Raw genomic sequence first — 17,824 nt, 5'->3', positions numbered from 1 at the left:
CCCCGTGCCCATCACCCTCGCTCAGGCCCAGGTCAACACCGCGGCGGACGTCGACTACGCCGTCATCGACAACCTCCGCCGCTACAGCTGGCTCCTCGACCAGATCGTGTTCGACGACACGGTCACCCCGGGCACCGGCGGCTCCAGCCTCACCTACGGCTACACCCGCCTGACCGCCGCCCGCTCCGCGCAGTTCCGCGCGCTCAACAGCGAGTACACCCCCGGTCAGGCGACCCGCCTCCCGTACACGGTGCAGCTGAAGCCCCTCGGCGGCAGCTTCAGCGTCGACCGGGTCCTCGCCCGGCTGGGCTCCGCCGCATCGAACGAGATCTCGTTCCAGATGCAGCAGCTCCTCACCGCGACCCGGACCCGCTTCCAGGACGAGCTCATCAACGGCGACGTCGCGGTCGACGCGAACGGCTACGACGGCCTCGACAAGTCCCTGACCGGGCAGTCCACCGAGTACGTGCCGCTGACCGAGGGCATCGCCTCCGGAATCCTGGACTTCACCCGGGGCACCATCGACACCCAGGCCGAGGCCATGGCGATGCTCGACGTCGTCGACGAGTGGCTGTCTCGGATCGTCCCGTCGCACACCGGCGGCGGCGACCAGGGCATGCCCGGCGCCCTGCCCCCGGGCGTCAAGGCGATCCTGGGCAACACCCGGTCGATCACACGTCTCCGGGCGCTCGCCCGTTGGGCCGGCATCTACACCCAGTCCCGCGACGACCTCGGCCGTCAGATCGAGACGTACGGGCCGTGGGTCCTCGTCGACCTCGGCGACAACGCGATGGGCAGCGCGCCGATCATCCAAAACCGGACCCGCACGCACGGCGGTACCGCCGACTCGGGTACCTCCACCAACCTGACCGACCTGTACGCGGCGTCGTTCGGCCTGGACGCGCTGCACGGTGCGTCGGTGGCCGGGAACCCGCTGGTCCAGACGTGGATGCCCGACTTCAGCCAGGCCGGCGCCGCCAAGAGCGGTGAGATCGAGATGGGTCCGGCGGCCATGGTGCTCCGGAACGTCCGGTCGTGCGGGGTGCTCCGCAACATCAAGGTGGCCTGATGCCCATCATCGTCAACTCTCCCGAGCCGCGGTTCTCCGGCGACATCGCCGGCGTGGTCTTCACCAACGGTGAGGCCAGGATCGACTCGGCTGCTGGCCACGAGGCGGCGCTGGCGTACTTCCGTCGGCGCGGCTACAGCGTCGCCGAGGTCGAGCCGGAGCCGGTCGACGAGGCGCCCGCAGTGGTCGAGCCGGACGCCCCGGCCGAGCCCGCGCTGGAGCCTGCCCCGGCGGAGGCCGCCGAGGCCTTCGACCCGGCCGACCACAACGTCGTCGATGTCCTGGCCTACCTGGCCGACGCCGACGAGGACGAGCGGGCCCGCGTGCTCGCCGCTGAAGAGGCGGGCGAGGCCCGCGCAACCATCCTCAAGAAGGGAGCCGCGTCGTGACGCAGCTCGGTGGCTACACCCGCAACGTGCGCGACGCGCTCGCGCACCTCAACCTCGCCGACCCCGCCAGCCCGGACACCTTCTACCGCCGGAACATGCCGCGCGTCGGCCTGTACGACTCGGCCAGCGACACCGGCCAGGTCGCCCTCGCCACAGGCGTCATGACCTCAGTGCCGATCTTCCTGATCGCCGGGGACGTCATCACCAGCCTGTCGTTCCGCAGCGGGGCGACGGCGGCAGGCACTCCGACCGCATGGTGGTTCGCGCTGTACTCCGACGCGGCCACCCCGGCGCTGCTCGCGCAGACCGCCGACCAGACGTCGACTGCGTGGGCCGCGAACACCACCATGACGAAGGCCCTGACGACCGCGTACACGGTGACAAGGACCGGCGTCTACTGGGCCGCGATCAACGTCACCGCGACCACGCCGCCGACCCTGCTGGGCGCGTGCGCGGCCCCGGCCATCGTTACCGGCGAGCGCAACCTGTCCCAGTCGTCCGGCAGCTCGCTGACCACGACGGCCCCGGCCACGATCGCGACGCCCACGGCCAAGACTTTCGTGCCGTACGTCGTCCTCACCTGAGGTGTACGACATGGCTCCCGAAACGCCGGAGAGCCCGCCCCCGCCGCCACCGCCGCCACCGGCCCGGTACGCGATCACCGCGCCCGGGCCGGTATCCGGCGGCGTGCACGGGGTGGGCTTCGCCAACGGACACGCGATCATCACCGACGCTGGCGCGCATCGCCGGGCGCTGGACTGGTTCCGGACCGCGCCGGGCTACACCGTCGAGGAGATCGACCCGCCCCAGACCGAGGAGCCGCCGCCCGCGGCCCCCGAACCGGCCCCGGAGCCGGACACCGAACCCCCCGCTGAGCCGGAGCCCGACGAGGCGCCGACCGTACGTAGGAAGGGCCGCAGCTGATGCCCCTCATCACCGACGTGGGGATCACCGTCTCCGCGACCAACACGAAGGTCACCGACTTCACCACCAGCACCGACCCGCTGATCCGCCGGTACGCCGCGCACCTCGAATCGGGGTCCGGCGCCGGAAAGGCAGACCGGATCTTCGCTGATCAGCGCACGCTCGCCGCGTCCGCCAACGAGACCCTGGACCTGGCGGGCTCGCTCACCGACAACCTGGGCGTCACGACCTCGTTCGCCCGGGTCAAGTTCATCCTGGTCGCTGCCGTCTCCACCAACGTCAACAACGTGGTCATCGGCGCGAACGCGTCAGCCGACTTCGTCGGGCTGCTCAACGCGGCTGGCACGGTGACGCTGCGGCCGGGCGCGTGGTTCGCCTCGGCGTCGGGGTCTACGGACGCGACGGGGATGGTGGTGACGGCGACGACCGCGGACCTCATCAAGATCGCTAACAGTGGCGCCGGTACCTCGGTCGTCTACGACATCATCATCATCGGCAACAGCACCTGACGGAGGCGGCCATGCTCCCCCGCGTGTACGCCACCGCCGAGCAGTACGAGACCCACACCGGGGCCGCCGCCCCCGTGGACATCGACGCCCGTCTCATTCGCGCCAGCACGTTCCTCGACGCGCAGGTGCTCCGCGGCTGCTGGTACGCGGTCGACAGCAACGGCTACCCGATCGACGCCGTAGTCGCTGCCGCGCTCGCCTCGGCGACCTGCGCGCAGGCGGAGTGGGGATTCGAAGTCGGCGACACGACCGGCGCGTTCATGGCCGGGCTCGGCAACGCCTCAATCGGCTCCGTCGGCCTGGGACGGTCGGTCACAGCCGTCTCAGGCGCCGATGCACCCGGCCGGCAGGTAGCGCCCGCCGTCTGGGACGCCCTCGGCAGCCCGGACCTCACTCCCGATCGCTTCCGGATGGGGGTGGTGGCGTGGTGATCCCCGGCTGGATGCTGCCGCACACGGTCAGTATCGAGGCGTACCTGGGCGACGGTGCGTACGGCCCCCAGTACGCGGCGCCCGTCTCCGCGCGGGCGTACGTCGAGGACAAGACGGAGACGGTCCGCACCGAGCGGGGCGAGGAGGTCGTCTCCAGCACCCGGGTGTGGCTGCACCCCTCGCAGGAGTGCGCTCCGGAGTCCCGGATGACGACCCCGTCCGGGCGGGTGCAGTCGGTTGTCACGAGCAGCCTGCTGGCTTTCCCCGGTACGCCCTCGCACAGGGAGGTGAGGCTGAAGTGACACAGCAGCGCACCAGCATGAACTGGGAGGGCCGCCGCCTGTGGGGGCAGCGCGGCCAGCGGCTCGCCGAGGACGGTCTCCAGCGGGCGCTGGAACACCTCCTGGCCGAGTCCAGGAAGATTGTGCCGCTCGACGAGGGCGTCCTGGAGCGCTCTTCCCGGGTCGTCCGCACCGAGCTGGAGGGCGTAGTCGTCTACGACACGGTGTACGCGAAGGTCCAGCACGAGGACCTGACCTTCAAACACTTGCCCGGCCGGAAGGCCAAGTACCTCGAAGGCCCGCTGAATGAGCAACGCGAGGTCCTGCTGCAGCTGATGGCAGTCCCGCTGAGGAGGTGGCTGCGTGGGCGATGACGAACCCGACCTCCTGACCGGCCTGGCCCTGCACCTGCACGGCCTGGGGCTCGTCGACTACCGGGTCGGCGGCACGGGCGGCGACTGCTTCCAGGAGGCCATGCCGTCGAGCCCTGACAGCGTGGTCGTCCTCACCGGCTACGGCGGCCCCGAAGCTGACTCCCGGCTCCCGTATGCGGAGCCGAGCGTGCAGGTCCGCGTCCGCGGTACGACGGACCCGCGGGTCTCCCGACGGCGGGCTCACGCCATCCGGACCGCGCTGCATGGTCTGGGCCCGATCGTGCTGCCGGACGGCACGAACATGATCTCGTGCATCGCCATCCAGGCGGCGCCCGAGTCCCTGGGCGTGGACGGTAATCGCCGTCACGAGCACGTCTGTAATTTCCGCACCGAGATCCGCACCGTGTAGCGGCTCGACCTCTCTTCCGTTCCCCAGCCCGTACGGCCACCGCCGGCGGGCTCTTCGCCATGCATGGAGGTGCGCCATGACGGCGCAGAAATTCAACGCCAGGGACGTCGAGTTCCAGATCGAGGACTTCCTCAACCCCGGCACGTGGGTATCGATCGCTCCCGGTTCCGGAGGGACCGAGGGCGGTGTGAACACCTTCTCCCGGAGCCGCGAGTACGAGACCACGGACACCACGACCTTCGGGTCGGACGGGCAGGCCGAGAGCCAGATCATGCAGCTCGGCAAGATCATGAAGTTGGAGGGATTCCTCCTCAAGGACCCGTCCACCGGCGCCCTCGACTCCGGGCAGGCCCTGATCGAGGCGCAGACCGAACGCCTCGGCACCGACAGCCTGTGCGGGTTCCGGTTCTGGATGCCCGGCGACGCCAACTGGGAGGTGTGGCCTAAGGCGCACTTCCAGGTCGGCGACACCGGCGGCGGCAACAACGACAAGGTGGGCTGGTCCTGCACGGTCACCCGGTCCGGCCCGTCGACCACGGCGGCCAAGGTATGACCGCCCGCAAGACGGTCTCCTCGGAGACCGAGAGCTTCGACGCGTTCTGGGCGTCGGTGGCCCGCCCGACGACCACGATCATCCGCGGCGTCACCGTCGCCGTCCCCCGGGACATGCCGATGCTCGTCGAGCAGCGCGTTGAGGAACTCCAGGACTCCAGCAGCATCGACGACATTGCCGAGCTGGTCGGCATGATCTTCGGGGACGACTGCCTGGAGAAATGGCGCGATGCAGGAATGGGGCTGCTCGAATTCCAGGTGGTGCTCGCCTGGGGAATGGCCAACGCACGCGGCCGGGAGACGAGCTACCAGGAAGCCTTCGAAATGGTGCAGGAGCAGGCCGCGGAGGGAAAAGCACCCGCTCCGAACCGAGCCGCACGGCGGTCGCGATCCGCCGGTACTGGTGGGCCCTCGAAGCGGATTTCCAGCGGGAGTACGGGCTCGGCCCGCAAGACATCGCGCTGATGCTCACCCGCCGCTTCTACGTCCTCGTCTCCGGCCTGTCCGCGGAGTCCATGTGGCGGCGCATGGCCGGTGACGAGATTGCCGTCGAGGACGACCCCGACAAGATCCGCCTCGCCCTCCACGGGGGCCTCCCTACCTAACCCCCTGGAGGTGACCCGTGGCGATCACCGTGGGGGAGCTCGTCGCCCGGATCGACGGCGACGACACCGGAATCCGGCGGGCCTTGACCGAGTCCGAGGCCCGCATGCGCGGGTTCCAGCAGGACACGGAGGGCCGCCTGCGGACCATCGACGGACGGTTCGCCTCCGTTGGGCACGTCAACGGCTTGGTGCGGGCCTTCGAGGACGCGCAGACGGCCACGGCCCGGTACACCACGGACGCCAACGGCCGACTGCGGGACCTGGACGGCAGGTTCGTGTCGGCGGGAGCTCAGGCCGCGGCCGGCTTCGGCCGCGCGGACCGGAGCGGGCAGCGCTTTGCCGGTGTCCTCGGCAGGATCGGGTCGGCGGCCGGGGCTCTAGGTCCCATCGCTGCGCGGATCGGGACGATCGGGGCCGGCCTCGGCGCTGCGGCGCCGATGGCGGCCGGACTGGTCGCGACGCTCCAGAACATCGCGCCCGCGGCCGGGCTGGCCGCGACCGCGGTGTTCATGCTCGGGCAGGCCGTCGCGGTGGTGAAGCTCGGCACGAGCGGGATCGGTGACGCTCTCACCGCGTCCACGAAGTCCGCGGCGGCAGCCGCGTCGGGCGCGAAGGCCACGGCCAGCGCCCAGCAGAGCCTGAAGGACGCAGTCCAGTCCGCAGCCCGGGCCAACGAGCAGGCCGTGCGCCGCGTGCAGGACGCCGAACGGGGCCTGACGGACGCACAGCGCGAGGCCCGGGCCGCTCAGCTCGCCCTCAACGACGCGCGCGCGCAGGGCGCCCACGATCTGGAGGACCTCAACGACCGTCTCGCCTCCGCCGAGCTGGATCAGCGGGACGCGGTCATGCAGGTCGCCGATGCGCAGGCCGAACTGGCTAAGGCGCGCGGTGAGGGCGGCTTCCACGACATCGAGCGGGCCCAGCTGGCCTACGACCGCGCGGTGCAGCGGCTGAAGGAGCAGACGACCGAGACCGGTCGGCTCCGCGAGGAGACCGCGAAGGCCAACGCGGCCGGCGTCGAGGGAACGGATGCGGTCCGGCAGGCCCAGGAGCGGATCGCGGACACGCAGCGAACCCTCGCCGACCGTGAGCGGGACGTTGCCGACGCCCGCCAGGAGGCGGCCCGTACGGCGACGGACGGCATCGAGCAGGTGCGCCGCGCCCAGAAGGCCCTCACCGAAGCCGGATCCGGGGGTGCCGACCCGTTCGCGGAGGCCATGGGCAAGCTGGCGCCTGCCGCGCGCGCGTTCGTGCAGGCGCTGCTGGACCTCAAGCCGGCCTGGACCGCGCTGCGGCTCGACGTGCAGCAGACCCTCATGCGAGGCCTGGCCGGCGAGCTGACCCGCACGGCGGGGGCGGTGCTGCCCGTGCTGCGGCGCGGGCTGGTCGACTCCGCCGGGGCGATGAACCTGATGGGTCGCGGAGTCCTGGCGGCCGCGCGGGACCTGGCACAGTCCGGGACGCTGGGGCAGGCCATGGCCTCCGCATCGCAGGGGCTGCGCAATCTGTCCCGGGCGCCGGGGCAGGTCGTGACGGGGCTGGGACAGGTCGCGGCGGCCGCCGGGCCCGCTTTCGAGCGGCTGACGGCGGCCGCGGGCAAGGGCCTTGACGGCCTGGCCGCGAAGATGGCCGCCGCGTTCGAGAGCGGCCGCATGCAGACGGCCATCGACCAGGCCATCGGCCTGGTCGGCCAACTCTTCGACGTGTTCGCGAACGTCGGTGAGATCTTCGCGAACATCCTCGGCCCGATGGAGACGTCCGGCGGCGGGTTCATCGGGATCCTCCAGGACATCACGCAGGCTGCGGCGGACGCTTTCGCGTCTCCCGAGGTGCAGGCGGGCCTGAAGGCCTTGTACGAGGTGATGTCGGCGGTCGGCAAGACGGTCGCTCCGCTCCTCGTCGACGCCCTGAAGATCATCGGCTCCGTGTTCGCCGAACTGGGTGAACCGGCAAAGGTGCTGGTCAAGGCCCTGGGGGACGGGCTGCGGCCCGTGGTCCAGGCGCTCGGTCCTGTCCTGGTGTCGGCGGCGTCTGCGGTGGGTGCGCTGGTCTCTGCGGCGGCGCCGCTGCTCCCTGTGGCCGGGCAGCTGGTCGCGGCACTCCTCCCAGCCCTCGTTCCTCTGTTCGATTTGCTCGCTCAGGCCTTCCGTGACTTGGCTCCCGTGGTGCAGCAGGTCGCGTCGATCTTGCTCGCGACCTTGACCCCGGTCCTGGCCCAGTTGCCCGGCCTGGTCTCTCTGATCGCGGAGGGCCTCTCCAAGCAGTTCGCGGTGGCGGTGCAACTGGCCAGCGAGCTACTGACGGAGCTGGCCCCGAGCTTGATCGACATCGGCGCAATCTGTGGGGAGCTGCTCGTCGCGATCGCCCCGCTGATCTCGGTCCTGACTCAGCTCTCGATGCAAATCCTGGTCGGACTGATGCCGATAATCCGTCCCCTGATCACGATCGTCAGCGAACTGGCACGCGTCTTCGCCGGAACCCTGGCCCAGGCCATCCGGACCGTCGTCATCCCGGCCATCCAGTTCCTCGTGGCCCTGCTGCGGGGCGACCTGAGCACTGCCGGGGATGCCGCGAAGCGCTTCCTGAGCGGCCTGGGCCAGCTGGCGGTCGACTCGATCGGCAATCTGGGCAGTGTCCTGTGGTCTGCCGGACGGCAGATCCTCGCCGGCCTGATCAACGGCCTGCGGTCCATGGTCCCCAGCCTGAAGGAACATCTGGGCTGGATCACCTCGATGCTGCCCGACTGGAAGGGCCCGGCCGAGACCGACGCCAAGATCCTGACGCCCGCCGGCCGGTCGCTGATCGACGGTTTCCGGCGCGGCATCAGCGCCGCGACGCCGGGACTGCGCGACCAGCTCGGCGGGCTGACCGGTGCACTGCCCGGGATGGTCCTGCCCGTCACTCCTGCCCTTGGTGGTACGGCAGGCGGCGGCCCGGGCGCCGGGCAGCCGGTGCAGGTCGTCGTGACCTTCCAGGGTGGCATTGCCCCGATGCTCAACACCCTTCAGAAAGAGATCAAGGCGCTGGGCGGGAATGTCCAGGCCGTGCTCGGCAGCAACTACTGAGAGGAGGGCAGGCACATGCCGGTCCCCGGGGCGCAGGTCGATCTCCAGATCGCCGGAACGTGGGTCACCCAGACCGACGCGGTCCGTGTGCCGGACGCGATCCGGCACACGCGCGGGCGCCGCTCGGAGGGCGCCCGCGTCGACCCGTCGACCATCGACCTCACCCTGGAAGACCCCACCGGCGCCCTCAACAACCGCAACCCCCGCAGCCCGTACTACGGGCAGCTGGGCCGCAACACCCCCATCCGGTACTCGGTGGACGGTGCGAACGTCGGGCTGGTTCTGCCCTCGGGGGTCTTCGCCCGGGCCCAGGCCTCCGACACCACTGTCCTGGACATCACCGGCGACATCGACATCCGCGCCGACCTCACCCCTGCCTACTGGCAGGGTCAACGAGGCGACGGCGGCTGGGATGTCTGCGCGAAATGGGCTGGAGCCCTCTCCAATTCATGGCGCCTGATCGTCACCGAGACGGGCTACCTGTCCTTGATCTGGACGGCGGACGACATCCTCGACCTGACGGCCACCTCGACCGTCCAGCTCGGGTTCGCGCCGTGGCAGCGTGCCGCCATCCGGGCCACCCTCGACGTCAACAACGGCGCCTCCGGCCGTACCGTCACCTTCTACACCTCCGACACCATCAGCGGCGCCTGGACGCAGCTGGGCGATCCCGTCGTCCAGTCAGGCACCACCTCGATCAACGCAGGAATCGCACCGCTGACCGTCGGTGAATGGGACTTCGGCTCCACCAGGGGAATCGCGCGGGTCATCGCCGCCATCGAGGTCCGGTCCGGGATCGGCGGCACCGTCGTCGCCAACCCCAGCTTCTCCAGCCAGCCCTCCGGGTCGACCGGGTTCACCGACAGCGCCGGACGCCCCTGGAGCCTCTACGGCGCCGCCACCATCACCTCCCGCCGACAGCGGGCCATCGGCGAGATCGCCGAATGGGCGCCGCGCTGGCACCGCTCCGGGCGCGACGTCACCGCCCCCGTCACCGCAGCCGGGCTCATGCGCCGCCTCAGCCAGGGCCGCCGCCCCCTCCGGTCGACACTCACCCGGGGCATCCCCGCGGATGCCGCCAACCTGGTCGCCTACTGGCCGCTGGAAGACGGCCAGAACTCCACACAGGCCTACAGCCCCACCGCAGGCGTGCAGCCGCTGACCGTGTCCGGCCTGCGCATGGCCGCTGACAGCAGCATGCCCGCCGCCGACGCCCTGCCCACCATCGCGGCTGGCGCCACCCTGACCGGGGTCGTGCCCTCGTACACCGCCGGCACCGTCTGGGAGATCGATTTCTACTACCAGGTGCCAGCAGCGCCGAGCGGATCCGGCGTCATCCTGCAATGGACGACGAACGGCTCCCCCTGGACGATCTGGACGCTCCGGTTCACGGCCAGCGGCTACGAGCTGACGACCGAGACCGGTGACGGCGCACTCACCCTCGTCACCGCCGCCAACATCAGCGCCAACTGGGGAAAGGGCTGGTTCCAGTTCTCCATCGTCGCCGTCCAAAGCGGCTCCGACATCCTCGTCTTCACACCCGGCGCGAGCAACAGCGTGTCCAGTGCCACCGCCGGAAGGGTCACCGGTTTCGCCACCTCGTTCGGGTCCAGCCTGGCCGGGGTCGGCATCGGCCACCTCACCCTCTACCGCGGTCTCTCCCCCGACTACACCGGGTTCAGCACCGCCTGGACCGGGGAGACAGCCGGCACCCGGGCGCTGCGCCTCGGCGCCGAGGAGGCCATCCCGGTCACCGTGATCGGCGACCCGGCCCAGCAGCAGGCCATGGGCTACCAGCGGCCCGACCAGTTCCTGGCGCTCCTCGCCGAGTGCGAGGCGTCGGACGGCGGCGTGCTGATGGAGGACCGCGACCGGCTCGGCCTCACCTACCAAGGCCGCAGCTCCCTCTACACCCGCACACCCACCCTCACCGTCCCCTACGGGGACCTGACGGAACTGGGCCCGCCCCGCGACGACGACAGCCGCATCCGTAACGACCGCACCGTCAGCCGGGCCTCCGGCTCGTTCGGCCGGTGGTCGCTGGACTCGGGCCCCATGTCCACGCAGGACGCCCCGAACGGCGTCGGCCTGTACGAGGACGAGGTGACGCTCAGCCTGGCCGCCGACGCCCAGTGCGAGCCGATCGCGCAGTGGCTGGTGCACCTGGGCACGGTGGACGCGGCCCGCTACCCGCAGGTCACCCTCCTGCTCCACGAAACACCGCAGCACATCGATGCGGTCACCCGTCTCGATGTCGGGTCGGTCATCCGGGTCACGGACCTGCCTGCGCATCTGCCGCCGGGACCGCTGGACCTCCTCGTCGACGGCTACCAGGAGACGCTCGGGCCCCGGACGTGGTCGATCACGTTCACGTGCTCGCCCGCGGATCCGTGGCAGGTTGGCATCCTCGACGACGCCACTTACGGCAGGGGCGACACGAGCGGCTCGGTCCTCGGCACTGCGGCGTCCAGCTCGGCCAGCCCCCTGGTCGTGCACACTGTGCACGATGACGGTGACCCGCGGCCGTTGTGGACGCAGGACCCGGCTCAGTATCCGTTCGACCTGCGGGTGGGCGGGGAGGTCGTCACCGCGACCGCGGCCGCCCCTCTGGTGGCCGACGATTTCGGGCGAACCGTTGCGGCGGGCGGCTGGGGCACGGCGACCGACGGGCATACGTACACCCTGACGGGCGGCGTGGGCGCCTCCGAACGGTCCGTGGCCTCGGGCCGCGGCGTGGTCACGGTGTCCGCGTCACAGACCCTGCACCGGCAGCAGACAATCGCCTCCGAGACCTGCATGGACGCCGACATTCGTTGCCAGATGGCTGTCTCGGCCACCGCCACGGGCGGCACGCTGAACGCCTGCGTGTTGTTGCGCTGGACGAGCAGCACGGACCACTACAGAGCCAGGGTGGAGTTCCTGACCGGCGGCACCATTTCGGTGTCGGTGACCTCCGGGTCCACGATCATCGGGACGAACGCGGCCACGGGCCTTTCGTACACCGCCGGCGCGACCTATGAGGTCCGCGTCAGGATCATCGGGTTCCGGATCCTGATGCGGGTGTGGGCGACCGGCTCGGCCGAGCCTGTCGGCGTCTGGCACATCGACCGCACCGACGGCTCCGCGAGTTTCGCTTCGGGCGCGGTCGGCATGAGCGCCCACGGTGGCTCCGGCAACAGCAACGTGGGCGTCGAGTACCGGTTCGACAACTTCACCGTCGAGACCCCGCAGCGCCTCACTGTCACCCGCGCCGTCAACGGGATCGTGAAAGCCCAGCCCGCGGGCACCGATGTCCGGCTCGCCACCCCCATGTACACCGCCCTGTAGGAGGGAGGCCCCGTGCAATATCCGACCTGGGCGGCAGGGCAGCGCGTGACCGCGGCCGGCCTCGCCTCGATCACCCCGCCCGTCGCCTACAAGTCGGCCGATCAGACGATCGCGTCGAGCACCACGAACGTCAACGACAACCACCTGGTTCAGAGCTGCGCCGCGAACGCGATTTTCGTGGTCACCGGGTTCCTTCTGTACTCCGCCCACCAGGACGCCGACATCAAGATGGGGTGGACCGGCCCTTCCGGGGCGACGTTCTCCTGGATCGCGCACGCATCGACTCAGAGTCAGACCGGCGGCATCGCCTCGTCGGGTGTCGTCGTCGACCGGCAGAGCATCGGCGCCAGCAGCTTCCCGCTGGGCGGCTTCGGGGCAGAGAACACGACGTACATGACGGCCACGCTGATGGGCACCCTGGTCACCTCCTCGACCGCGGGGGCGCTCCAGCTGAACTGGGCGCAGCGCGTCTCCAACGCCACCGGGTCGATCATGCGCACCGGGTCCTGGCTCCGTCTGGAACGCATCAGCTGAGACCCCTTCTACCGCCGCCCCGCGCCGTTCAGGTCGGGGCTTTTCTCATGCCCTGGAGGCCCCCATGGACCTTGTCCGTAGATCTCAGTACGGGCTGCCCGCCACCTCGGCGGCCGCGGCCATCGCCCGCACCGACGGCGTGAAGGTGCACTACCTCGGCAGCGAATACTCCAGCCGCCGACACGACCTGTGCGACGACTACGTCCGCGCGATCCGAGCCAGCCACCTCGCGAACACCGCCGAAGGCTACGCAGATATCGCCTACAACGCGGTCATCTGCGAGCACGGCAGCGTGTTCGAGGGCCGCGGCCCCAACCGGCGGTCCGGCGCGAACGGTACGGCCGCCCTGAACACGGCGACGTACTCGGTGTGCGCGCTCGTCGCGAAGGAGGGCGGCGGCCTGGATCACCCGACCGACGCGCAGCTGCACGGGCTCCGTGACGTGATCGAGTGGCTGCGTGCCGAGGGCGAGGCCGGCGACTACATCGGCGGGCACCGCGACGGCTACGCCACCACCTGCCCCGGCGGCCCGCTGTACGACTGGGTGAAGCGGGGTGCGCCCCGCCCGGGCGTGGTGCCTCCGCCGGTGACGCCGGTCGTGGACCTGTCCCGGCTCATCGCGGCTGCCTCCGTCGATCCGCCCAAGAGCGGAACCCCGGTCAGCTACGGCGGTGTTCGCACCGTCGAGGCGGCGCTCCTGGCCGAAGGCCTGCTCCCCGCGAACCTCGTGGACGGCCACTTCGGCACGTCCACGATCCAGGCCTACGCGGCTTGGCAGCGCCGCCTGAAGTACGCCGGGACGGACGCCGACGGCATCCCCGGCCGCAAGTCCCTCGTCGCCCTGGGCGCCGCCCACGGCTTCACCGTCATCGACTGAAGGAGTCTCCATGACCAGCCCGTTCCCGCCCGTCAGCACCATCGTCAAGACCGGCAAGACCTACGCCAAGGACGTCGCGGAGCGCACGCTCTGGACGTTCGCAGCTGCCACCGGCGGCCTGCTCGTCGCCTCCGGCCCGGCCGACATGCTGCACGGTTCGTTCTGGCAGTCCGTCGGCGCCGCAGGCCTCATCGCTGCGGGCACCTTCCTCAAGGGCCTCGCCGCCCGCGTCGTGGGTGACCCGAACTCGGCGTCCACCGCACGAGGAGTGTGATGCGGGCCGCCCTGTGGCGGCACCTCCAGTGGCGCGGCCTCGTCCTGGCCGGAGTCGGCGCCTGCTGGATCTGGTACGGCGTCGGTCTCATCGTCACCGACCGGCCCGGGATCATCGCAGCGACGGGGCCGCTCCTGAGGATCATGTGCATCGAGGCGTGGGGCGGGGTGTGGATCGCCGGCGGACTCGCGGGCGTCCTCACCGCGGCCCTTCGCCCGGGCCGGGACCTGCCCGGGTTCGCGGGGCTGACTGGGCCGCTGCTCGTGTGGGCACTGTCCTTCGCGGTCGCGGCGGTGACGGGCTCGTACGAGACCGCGTGGACGGCCGTGCCGCTCTATCTGGCGCCGCTGCTGATGGTGGTGGTGATCGCAGTTCTTACAGGGGGGCGGACGCGCAGGTGCGCATGTGAGGGGGTGAGCCGTGGGCGCTGAGAGCACTGTCCTCGGCGTGGTGATCGCGGTCGTCGGTGTGATCGGGTCGGTGCTGGTGGCGCGGGTGTCCGCTCCCCGCCCGGTCCCGGCAGGGGCCGCTTCACCTGTCGACCTCGACGACGACCGGCCCACCGTGCTGGAGGTCTCCCCGGACCTCTTCCAGCACTTCTCCGGCCGGATCCGCGGCCTGGAGGACAAGGTCGACCACCTCACCGAGCTCGTAGAAGCCCAGACCATCCGCGTCACCGCGCTGGAGAAGCTCCTCCGCCAGTCGATGCGGCTCCTACGGCGGGCGCACCAGCAGCTCCGCATCAAGGGCACCGAGCCGGACCCGGTTCCGCCGGAGCTCATCCCGTACAGCATCGACTGAGGAGGCCACCGTGGCCCGTCGTACCGTCACCGGCCGCGTAGACGACCTTTTCACCGACGCCGCGGCCGCTGGCGTGACGGTGACCCTGTCGGCGATGCCCCGCCGCTGGACTGATGAGGCCGGGGACCGTGTGCTGGCCGCTCCGGACCATCCGGTGACCGTGACGGCCGGGGTGTGGTCGGTGGACCTGCTGCCGACGAACGAGGCGGGCATCGAGCCTGCGACGGGCCGCTACTACCGGCTGATCGAGGTCGTGAACGGGATCCCGGTCCGGCGGAGAGTGTTCGAGGTGCCGGCCGGGGTCGGCACGCTCCACATCGATGACCTCGTCGTCGCGGATCCGGGCCTTCCCGGCTACGTACGCGGGGCCAAGGGCGACCCCGGGCCACCCGGTGAGCCGGGCCCGCCCGGGTCGAACGCGAACGCCGAGGCCTACACCGACGCCGCGCTCGCCGCCGAGGTGGCGCGGGCGAATGCCGCTTACGAGACCCCTGCCGGGGCCACCTCGAAGGTCAACACGCACACCAACGCGTCGGACCCGCACGGCGACCGGGCCGACGCGGCCACCAAGTACCTGGCGAAGGCCCAGAACCTCGCCGACCTGCCGAACCCGGCGACGGCCCGGACGAACCTCGGGCTCGGCACCGCAGCGACCAAGGACCGGCCCGCGTGGCTCTTCGACATCACCGAGTACGGGGCGCTCGGCAACGGGATGACTGTGTCCGACGGCGCGATGACGTCCGGCTCAGCCATCCTGACCTGCGCCACGTCGGTCCCGTTCACCGCGGGCGACGTCGGCAAGCGGATCCTCGTCCTGGGCGCCGGGACGACCGGGGAGACGCTCGCCGCGACGATCTCCGCGTACACCGACGCCGGGCACGTCACCCTCAACGCGACGGCCGGGACCAGCGTGTCGTCGGCGTGCGCCATGTGGTCCTCCGACGACACCACGGCGATCCAGGCGGCTATCGACGCGGCCGGGGCCTACGCGGCCGCGCACTCCGGGTCTGCGACCGTGCTGATCCCGCCGGCGCCCGGAAGGTTCTACGGCATCGCGGGCGCGCTGCGGACGGGCGGGTCGACGCTCGGGAACTCCCAGTTGACGCTGCCGGTGTACCCGGCGACTGGCCGCAAGATCTCCCTGACGATCCAGGGCACGTCGTCCGGGGCTGGGGTGCAGCACTGGCAGCAGACCTTGCCCAACACGACCGGCTCGACGCTGCTGTCGTACGGGCTGTTCGCGTCGGCGCCCGCCCAGACGGCCAGCATCAACGCGGCAGGCAACCCTGCGGTCCTCGGCGGCCCGAGCCAGCCCGGCGGATACGGGGTGGCGCCGGGCAACTTCTCGAACCTCTACGTCGACGTCGACAACGTCTCGATCCTCACCGCGCACAGCAAGTTCGGGCTAACGTATAGCGCCATCGACTTCTCCGGCATCGCCAACGCGCGGCTGAAGGACGTCGCCTACTCGACCGCGGGCACCGTCCCGGGCGGCTCGTACGTCTCGCCCGGGGTGTTCGCGACCGGCCTGTCGATCGGCTGCCTGCTCCCGGCCAACGGCAACAACGACCTGACCATGGTCGAGAACGTGACCTGCGGCGGCGGCTACACGTACGCCATTCTCGTCCCGGAGCACACCGACATCTACGGTCTGCGGCTGCTGTACTGCTGGGCGGCCCTTTGCCCGGTCGGCTCCTACTACTCCTCGGTCGGCGCCGCGCACTCGATCCGCGCGTCGCTGATCTCGATCGAGCAGTGCACGTTCCTCGTCTATATTTTCGGCCCCGGCACCGGCGGTCTCGGTCCCACGATGGACCTCCGCATCGACACCGAGACCAGCACGCCGCGGTTCGGCTGCCGGACGTCGGGAACCGGCCTGGCCGCCGCCCGCGGCCGGGTGGTCATCGCGGGTCTGTTCACCCCGTCGGGGCTCACTCTCGACTTCCCGACCGGCCTGCACATCGAGAACGCGCAGCTCACCTATCCGATCGCGACCAAGACCAGCAGCTACACGGTCACCAGCTTCGACGAGGTCATCGCGGCGGACGCTACGTCCGGCGCGCTCACCATCACCCTGCCCACAGCCGTGGGCCGGACCCGACCGGTCACCGTGAAGAAGGTCGACGCCTCCGGGAACGCGGTCACGATCGACGGGGCCGGGTCGGAGACCATCGACGGCCAACTGACCCGGCAGCTGACCGCACAGTGGCGGTCCGCGACCCTGGTTCCGTCCGGGTCCGGGTGGGTCACCCAGTCCGTCATCGGCGTCGACCCGGAGGCGGCGGCCGCGGCCGCGGTGGCCGCTCTGTCGGCGCTGACGCAGACGGTGGTCAAGTCCGTCGACGAGACCCGTACGTCGACCACGACGGTCGCCGACGACGGTCACCTGTTCGCGAGCCTGGACGCAAACAGTGTCTACAAGTTCGACGCGACGCTCCTGTTCGACGGGCCGGAGGCCGCCGATGCCACGATCACCTTCACCGTCCCCTCCGGAGCAACCGGAGGCTGGTCCCCGGTCGCGGGCACGCTCGGTACGACCGTCCCGGACGGCAGCGCCCAGATCAAGGTCGCAGCGAGGCAGTTCGGCTCGAACTCTGACGTCGGCGTCATGGCTTCCTCCGCGACCCTGGCCGGCATCATGGCTATGCCGCACGGCATCGTCACCACCGGCGCTACGCCGGGCCTCTTGCGGCTCCGCTGGGCGCAGCAGACCACCAACGCGACCCCCGTGGCCCTGAAGGCCGGCTCCACCCTGGAGGTCGTGAAGGTCTCTGGAACGGCGCCCGCCGCCTCGGGCATCAACCTCGACAACCCGGCCCGCCTCCCCGGCGATCAGGGGCTGCTGGCGTGGACCGGCGACCCGACCGACGCCGGGCATGTAACCGCCCAGTCGGCTGCGGGTGTCGCGGGTCAGATCACGCTGGTGCAGATGGTGCTCCGCAAACAGATCTCGTGGTCGAAGATCTGGTTCGGGCTGGCCGGTGTCGACGGCTCCGCGTCCCTCGCGAACTGCTACCTCGGCGTCTACAACTCGGCCGGCACCCTGATGGGTGTCACGGCGGACATCTCGTCGTCGCTGTTGTCGGGCGCCGTCGGTAAGAGCGTGAGTCTGGTGACGCCCTTCACCGCTCCACCGGGTGAGTACTACATCGCGCTGCTGCTCAACGGCACCTGGACGACGAACCTGCTCACGCTGAAAGCCACGGGCGCAGGCATCACGGTGAACTGCGGGCTCACCGCCCCGAGGCTGCGATTCTCGAACACGCTCACCGGCCAGACGTCCCTGCCCGCCTCGCTCGACCTCACCTTGCAGTCCACGAGCATCATCAACACCGGCTGGGGCTCCCAGTGGTACGGCATCTCCTGAACAGCACAACGCCCCCTTCCGGCCCTTCGGGGTCGG

Annotated in this window: 20 protein-coding genes; all 20 read left to right on the top strand. The window is 70.7% G+C overall.

Annotated elements, in window-relative coordinates; translation table 11 throughout:
• Positions 1 to 4 precede the first annotated feature (4 nt).
• The gene (locus KO717_RS34475) at positions 5 to 1,069 is read left to right on the top strand and encodes a major capsid protein (protein WP_301373483.1); all 1,065 of its coding nucleotides are present in this window, start codon (positions 5 to 7) and stop codon (positions 1,067 to 1,069) included.
• Positions 1,069 to 1,458, top strand: a complete 390-nt coding sequence (locus KO717_RS34470; RefSeq protein WP_301373481.1) for a hypothetical protein — start codon at positions 1,069 to 1,071, stop codon at positions 1,456 to 1,458. Before KO717_RS34475 ends, KO717_RS34470 begins: the two co-directional genes overlap by 1 nt.
• Positions 1,455 to 2,042: a hypothetical protein gene (locus KO717_RS34465; RefSeq protein ID WP_301373480.1), complete on the top strand. Its 588-nt coding sequence runs from the start codon at positions 1,455 to 1,457 to the stop codon at positions 2,040 to 2,042. The genes KO717_RS34470 and KO717_RS34465 overlap by 4 nt, the downstream gene beginning before the upstream one ends.
• Before the next feature lie 10 nt (positions 2,043 to 2,052).
• Positions 2,053 to 2,382: a hypothetical protein gene (locus KO717_RS34460; RefSeq protein WP_301373478.1), complete on the top strand. Its 330-nt coding sequence runs from the start codon at positions 2,053 to 2,055 to the stop codon at positions 2,380 to 2,382.
• Entirely contained in the window at positions 2,382 to 2,891 is a 510-nt protein-coding gene (locus tag KO717_RS34455) for a hypothetical protein (RefSeq protein ID WP_301373476.1), read from the top strand. The genes KO717_RS34460 and KO717_RS34455 overlap by 1 nt, the downstream gene beginning before the upstream one ends.
• An 11-nt stretch (positions 2,892 to 2,902) precedes the next feature.
• Positions 2,903 to 3,322 (top strand): hypothetical protein, encoded by a 420-nt coding sequence (locus tag KO717_RS34450; protein WP_301373474.1) that lies wholly within the window; start codon positions 2,903 to 2,905, stop codon positions 3,320 to 3,322.
• Positions 3,316 to 3,624, top strand: coding sequence for a hypothetical protein (locus KO717_RS34445; RefSeq protein WP_301373473.1), 309 nt, complete (start codon positions 3,316 to 3,318; stop codon positions 3,622 to 3,624). Before KO717_RS34450 ends, KO717_RS34445 begins: the two co-directional genes overlap by 7 nt.
• Positions 3,621 to 3,977, top strand: coding sequence for a hypothetical protein (locus KO717_RS34440; protein WP_301373471.1), 357 nt, complete (start codon positions 3,621 to 3,623; stop codon positions 3,975 to 3,977). Before KO717_RS34445 ends, KO717_RS34440 begins: the two co-directional genes overlap by 4 nt.
• On the top strand, positions 3,967 to 4,386 hold the full coding sequence (locus KO717_RS34435; protein ID WP_301373470.1) for a minor capsid protein: 420 nt from the start codon (positions 3,967 to 3,969) through the stop codon (positions 4,384 to 4,386). Before KO717_RS34440 ends, KO717_RS34435 begins: the two co-directional genes overlap by 11 nt.
• Before the next feature lie 76 nt (positions 4,387 to 4,462).
• Complete coding sequence (locus KO717_RS34430) at positions 4,463 to 4,939, top strand: phage tail tube protein (RefSeq protein WP_301373468.1); 477 nt, start codon at positions 4,463 to 4,465, stop codon at positions 4,937 to 4,939.
• Positions 4,936 to 5,403 (top strand): hypothetical protein, encoded by a 468-nt coding sequence (locus KO717_RS34425; RefSeq protein WP_301373466.1) that lies wholly within the window; start codon positions 4,936 to 4,938, stop codon positions 5,401 to 5,403. The genes KO717_RS34430 and KO717_RS34425 overlap by 4 nt, the downstream gene beginning before the upstream one ends.
• Entirely contained in the window at positions 5,403 to 5,543 is a 141-nt protein-coding gene (locus KO717_RS34420; RefSeq protein WP_301373465.1) for a hypothetical protein, read from the top strand. The genes KO717_RS34425 and KO717_RS34420 overlap by 1 nt, the downstream gene beginning before the upstream one ends.
• A gap of 17 nt (positions 5,544 to 5,560) precedes the next feature.
• Entirely contained in the window at positions 5,561 to 8,608 is a 3,048-nt protein-coding gene (locus KO717_RS34415; protein WP_301373463.1) for a phage tail protein, read from the top strand.
• Between the two features lie 15 nt (positions 8,609 to 8,623).
• Entirely contained in the window at positions 8,624 to 11,935 is a 3,312-nt protein-coding gene (locus KO717_RS34410; protein ID WP_301373461.1) for a hypothetical protein, read from the top strand.
• A 12-nt stretch (positions 11,936 to 11,947) separates the two neighbouring features.
• Positions 11,948 to 12,469 carry a hypothetical protein gene (locus KO717_RS34405; RefSeq protein WP_301373459.1) on the top strand — a complete coding sequence of 174 codons (522 nt, stop codon included), beginning with the start codon at positions 11,948 to 11,950 and terminating at the stop codon, positions 12,467 to 12,469.
• A gap of 64 nt (positions 12,470 to 12,533) precedes the next feature.
• Positions 12,534 to 13,346, top strand: coding sequence for an N-acetylmuramoyl-L-alanine amidase (locus tag KO717_RS34400; protein WP_301373458.1), 813 nt, complete (start codon positions 12,534 to 12,536; stop codon positions 13,344 to 13,346).
• Between the two features lie 10 nt (positions 13,347 to 13,356).
• The gene (locus KO717_RS34395; protein WP_301373456.1) at positions 13,357 to 13,620 is read left to right on the top strand and encodes a hypothetical protein; all 264 of its coding nucleotides are present in this window, start codon (positions 13,357 to 13,359) and stop codon (positions 13,618 to 13,620) included.
• Positions 13,620 to 14,051, top strand: coding sequence for a hypothetical protein (locus KO717_RS34390; protein ID WP_301373455.1), 432 nt, complete (start codon positions 13,620 to 13,622; stop codon positions 14,049 to 14,051). The genes KO717_RS34395 and KO717_RS34390 overlap by 1 nt, the downstream gene beginning before the upstream one ends.
• Positions 14,041 to 14,421, top strand: a complete 381-nt coding sequence (locus KO717_RS34385) for a hypothetical protein (protein WP_301373453.1) — start codon at positions 14,041 to 14,043, stop codon at positions 14,419 to 14,421. The genes KO717_RS34390 and KO717_RS34385 overlap by 11 nt, the downstream gene beginning before the upstream one ends.
• A gap of 10 nt (positions 14,422 to 14,431) precedes the next feature.
• Positions 14,432 to 17,788: a hypothetical protein gene (locus KO717_RS34380; protein ID WP_301373451.1), complete on the top strand. Its 3,357-nt coding sequence runs from the start codon at positions 14,432 to 14,434 to the stop codon at positions 17,786 to 17,788.
• Positions 17,789 to 17,824 lie beyond the last annotated feature (36 nt).

This window comes from Streptomyces xanthophaeus (assembly GCF_030440515.1).
Lineage (GTDB): Bacteria > Actinomycetota > Actinomycetes > Streptomycetales > Streptomycetaceae > Streptomyces > Streptomyces kutzneri.
Note: the sequence above shows the minus strand (reverse complement) of the source record. Positions and strands in the feature narration are given on the sequence as shown.

Excerpts from the sequence above, each read along its gene's own strand:
- KO717_RS34455 (WP_301373476.1), top strand. The coding sequence starts at position 2,382 with ATGCCCCTCATCACCGACGTGGGGATCACCGTCTCCGCGACCAACACG.
- KO717_RS34460 (WP_301373478.1), top strand. The coding sequence starts at position 2,053 with ATGGCTCCCGAAACGCCGGAGAGCCCGCCCCCGCCGCCACCGCCGCCA.
- KO717_RS34400 (WP_301373458.1), top strand. The coding sequence starts at position 12,534 with ATGGACCTTGTCCGTAGATCTCAGTACGGGCTGCCCGCCACCTCGGCG.
- KO717_RS34410 (WP_301373461.1), top strand. The coding sequence starts at position 8,624 with ATGCCGGTCCCCGGGGCGCAGGTCGATCTCCAGATCGCCGGAACGTGG.
- KO717_RS34430 (WP_301373468.1), top strand. The coding sequence starts at position 4,463 with ATGACGGCGCAGAAATTCAACGCCAGGGACGTCGAGTTCCAGATCGAG.
- KO717_RS34450 (WP_301373474.1), top strand. The coding sequence starts at position 2,903 with ATGCTCCCCCGCGTGTACGCCACCGCCGAGCAGTACGAGACCCACACC.
- KO717_RS34470 (WP_301373481.1), top strand. The coding sequence starts at position 1,069 with ATGCCCATCATCGTCAACTCTCCCGAGCCGCGGTTCTCCGGCGACATC.
- KO717_RS34420 (WP_301373465.1), top strand. The coding sequence starts at position 5,403 with ATGCTCACCCGCCGCTTCTACGTCCTCGTCTCCGGCCTGTCCGCGGAG.
- KO717_RS34390 (WP_301373455.1), top strand. The coding sequence starts at position 13,620 with ATGCGGGCCGCCCTGTGGCGGCACCTCCAGTGGCGCGGCCTCGTCCTG.
- KO717_RS34395 (WP_301373456.1), top strand. The coding sequence starts at position 13,357 with ATGACCAGCCCGTTCCCGCCCGTCAGCACCATCGTCAAGACCGGCAAG.
- KO717_RS34425 (WP_301373466.1), top strand. The coding sequence starts at position 4,936 with ATGACCGCCCGCAAGACGGTCTCCTCGGAGACCGAGAGCTTCGACGCG.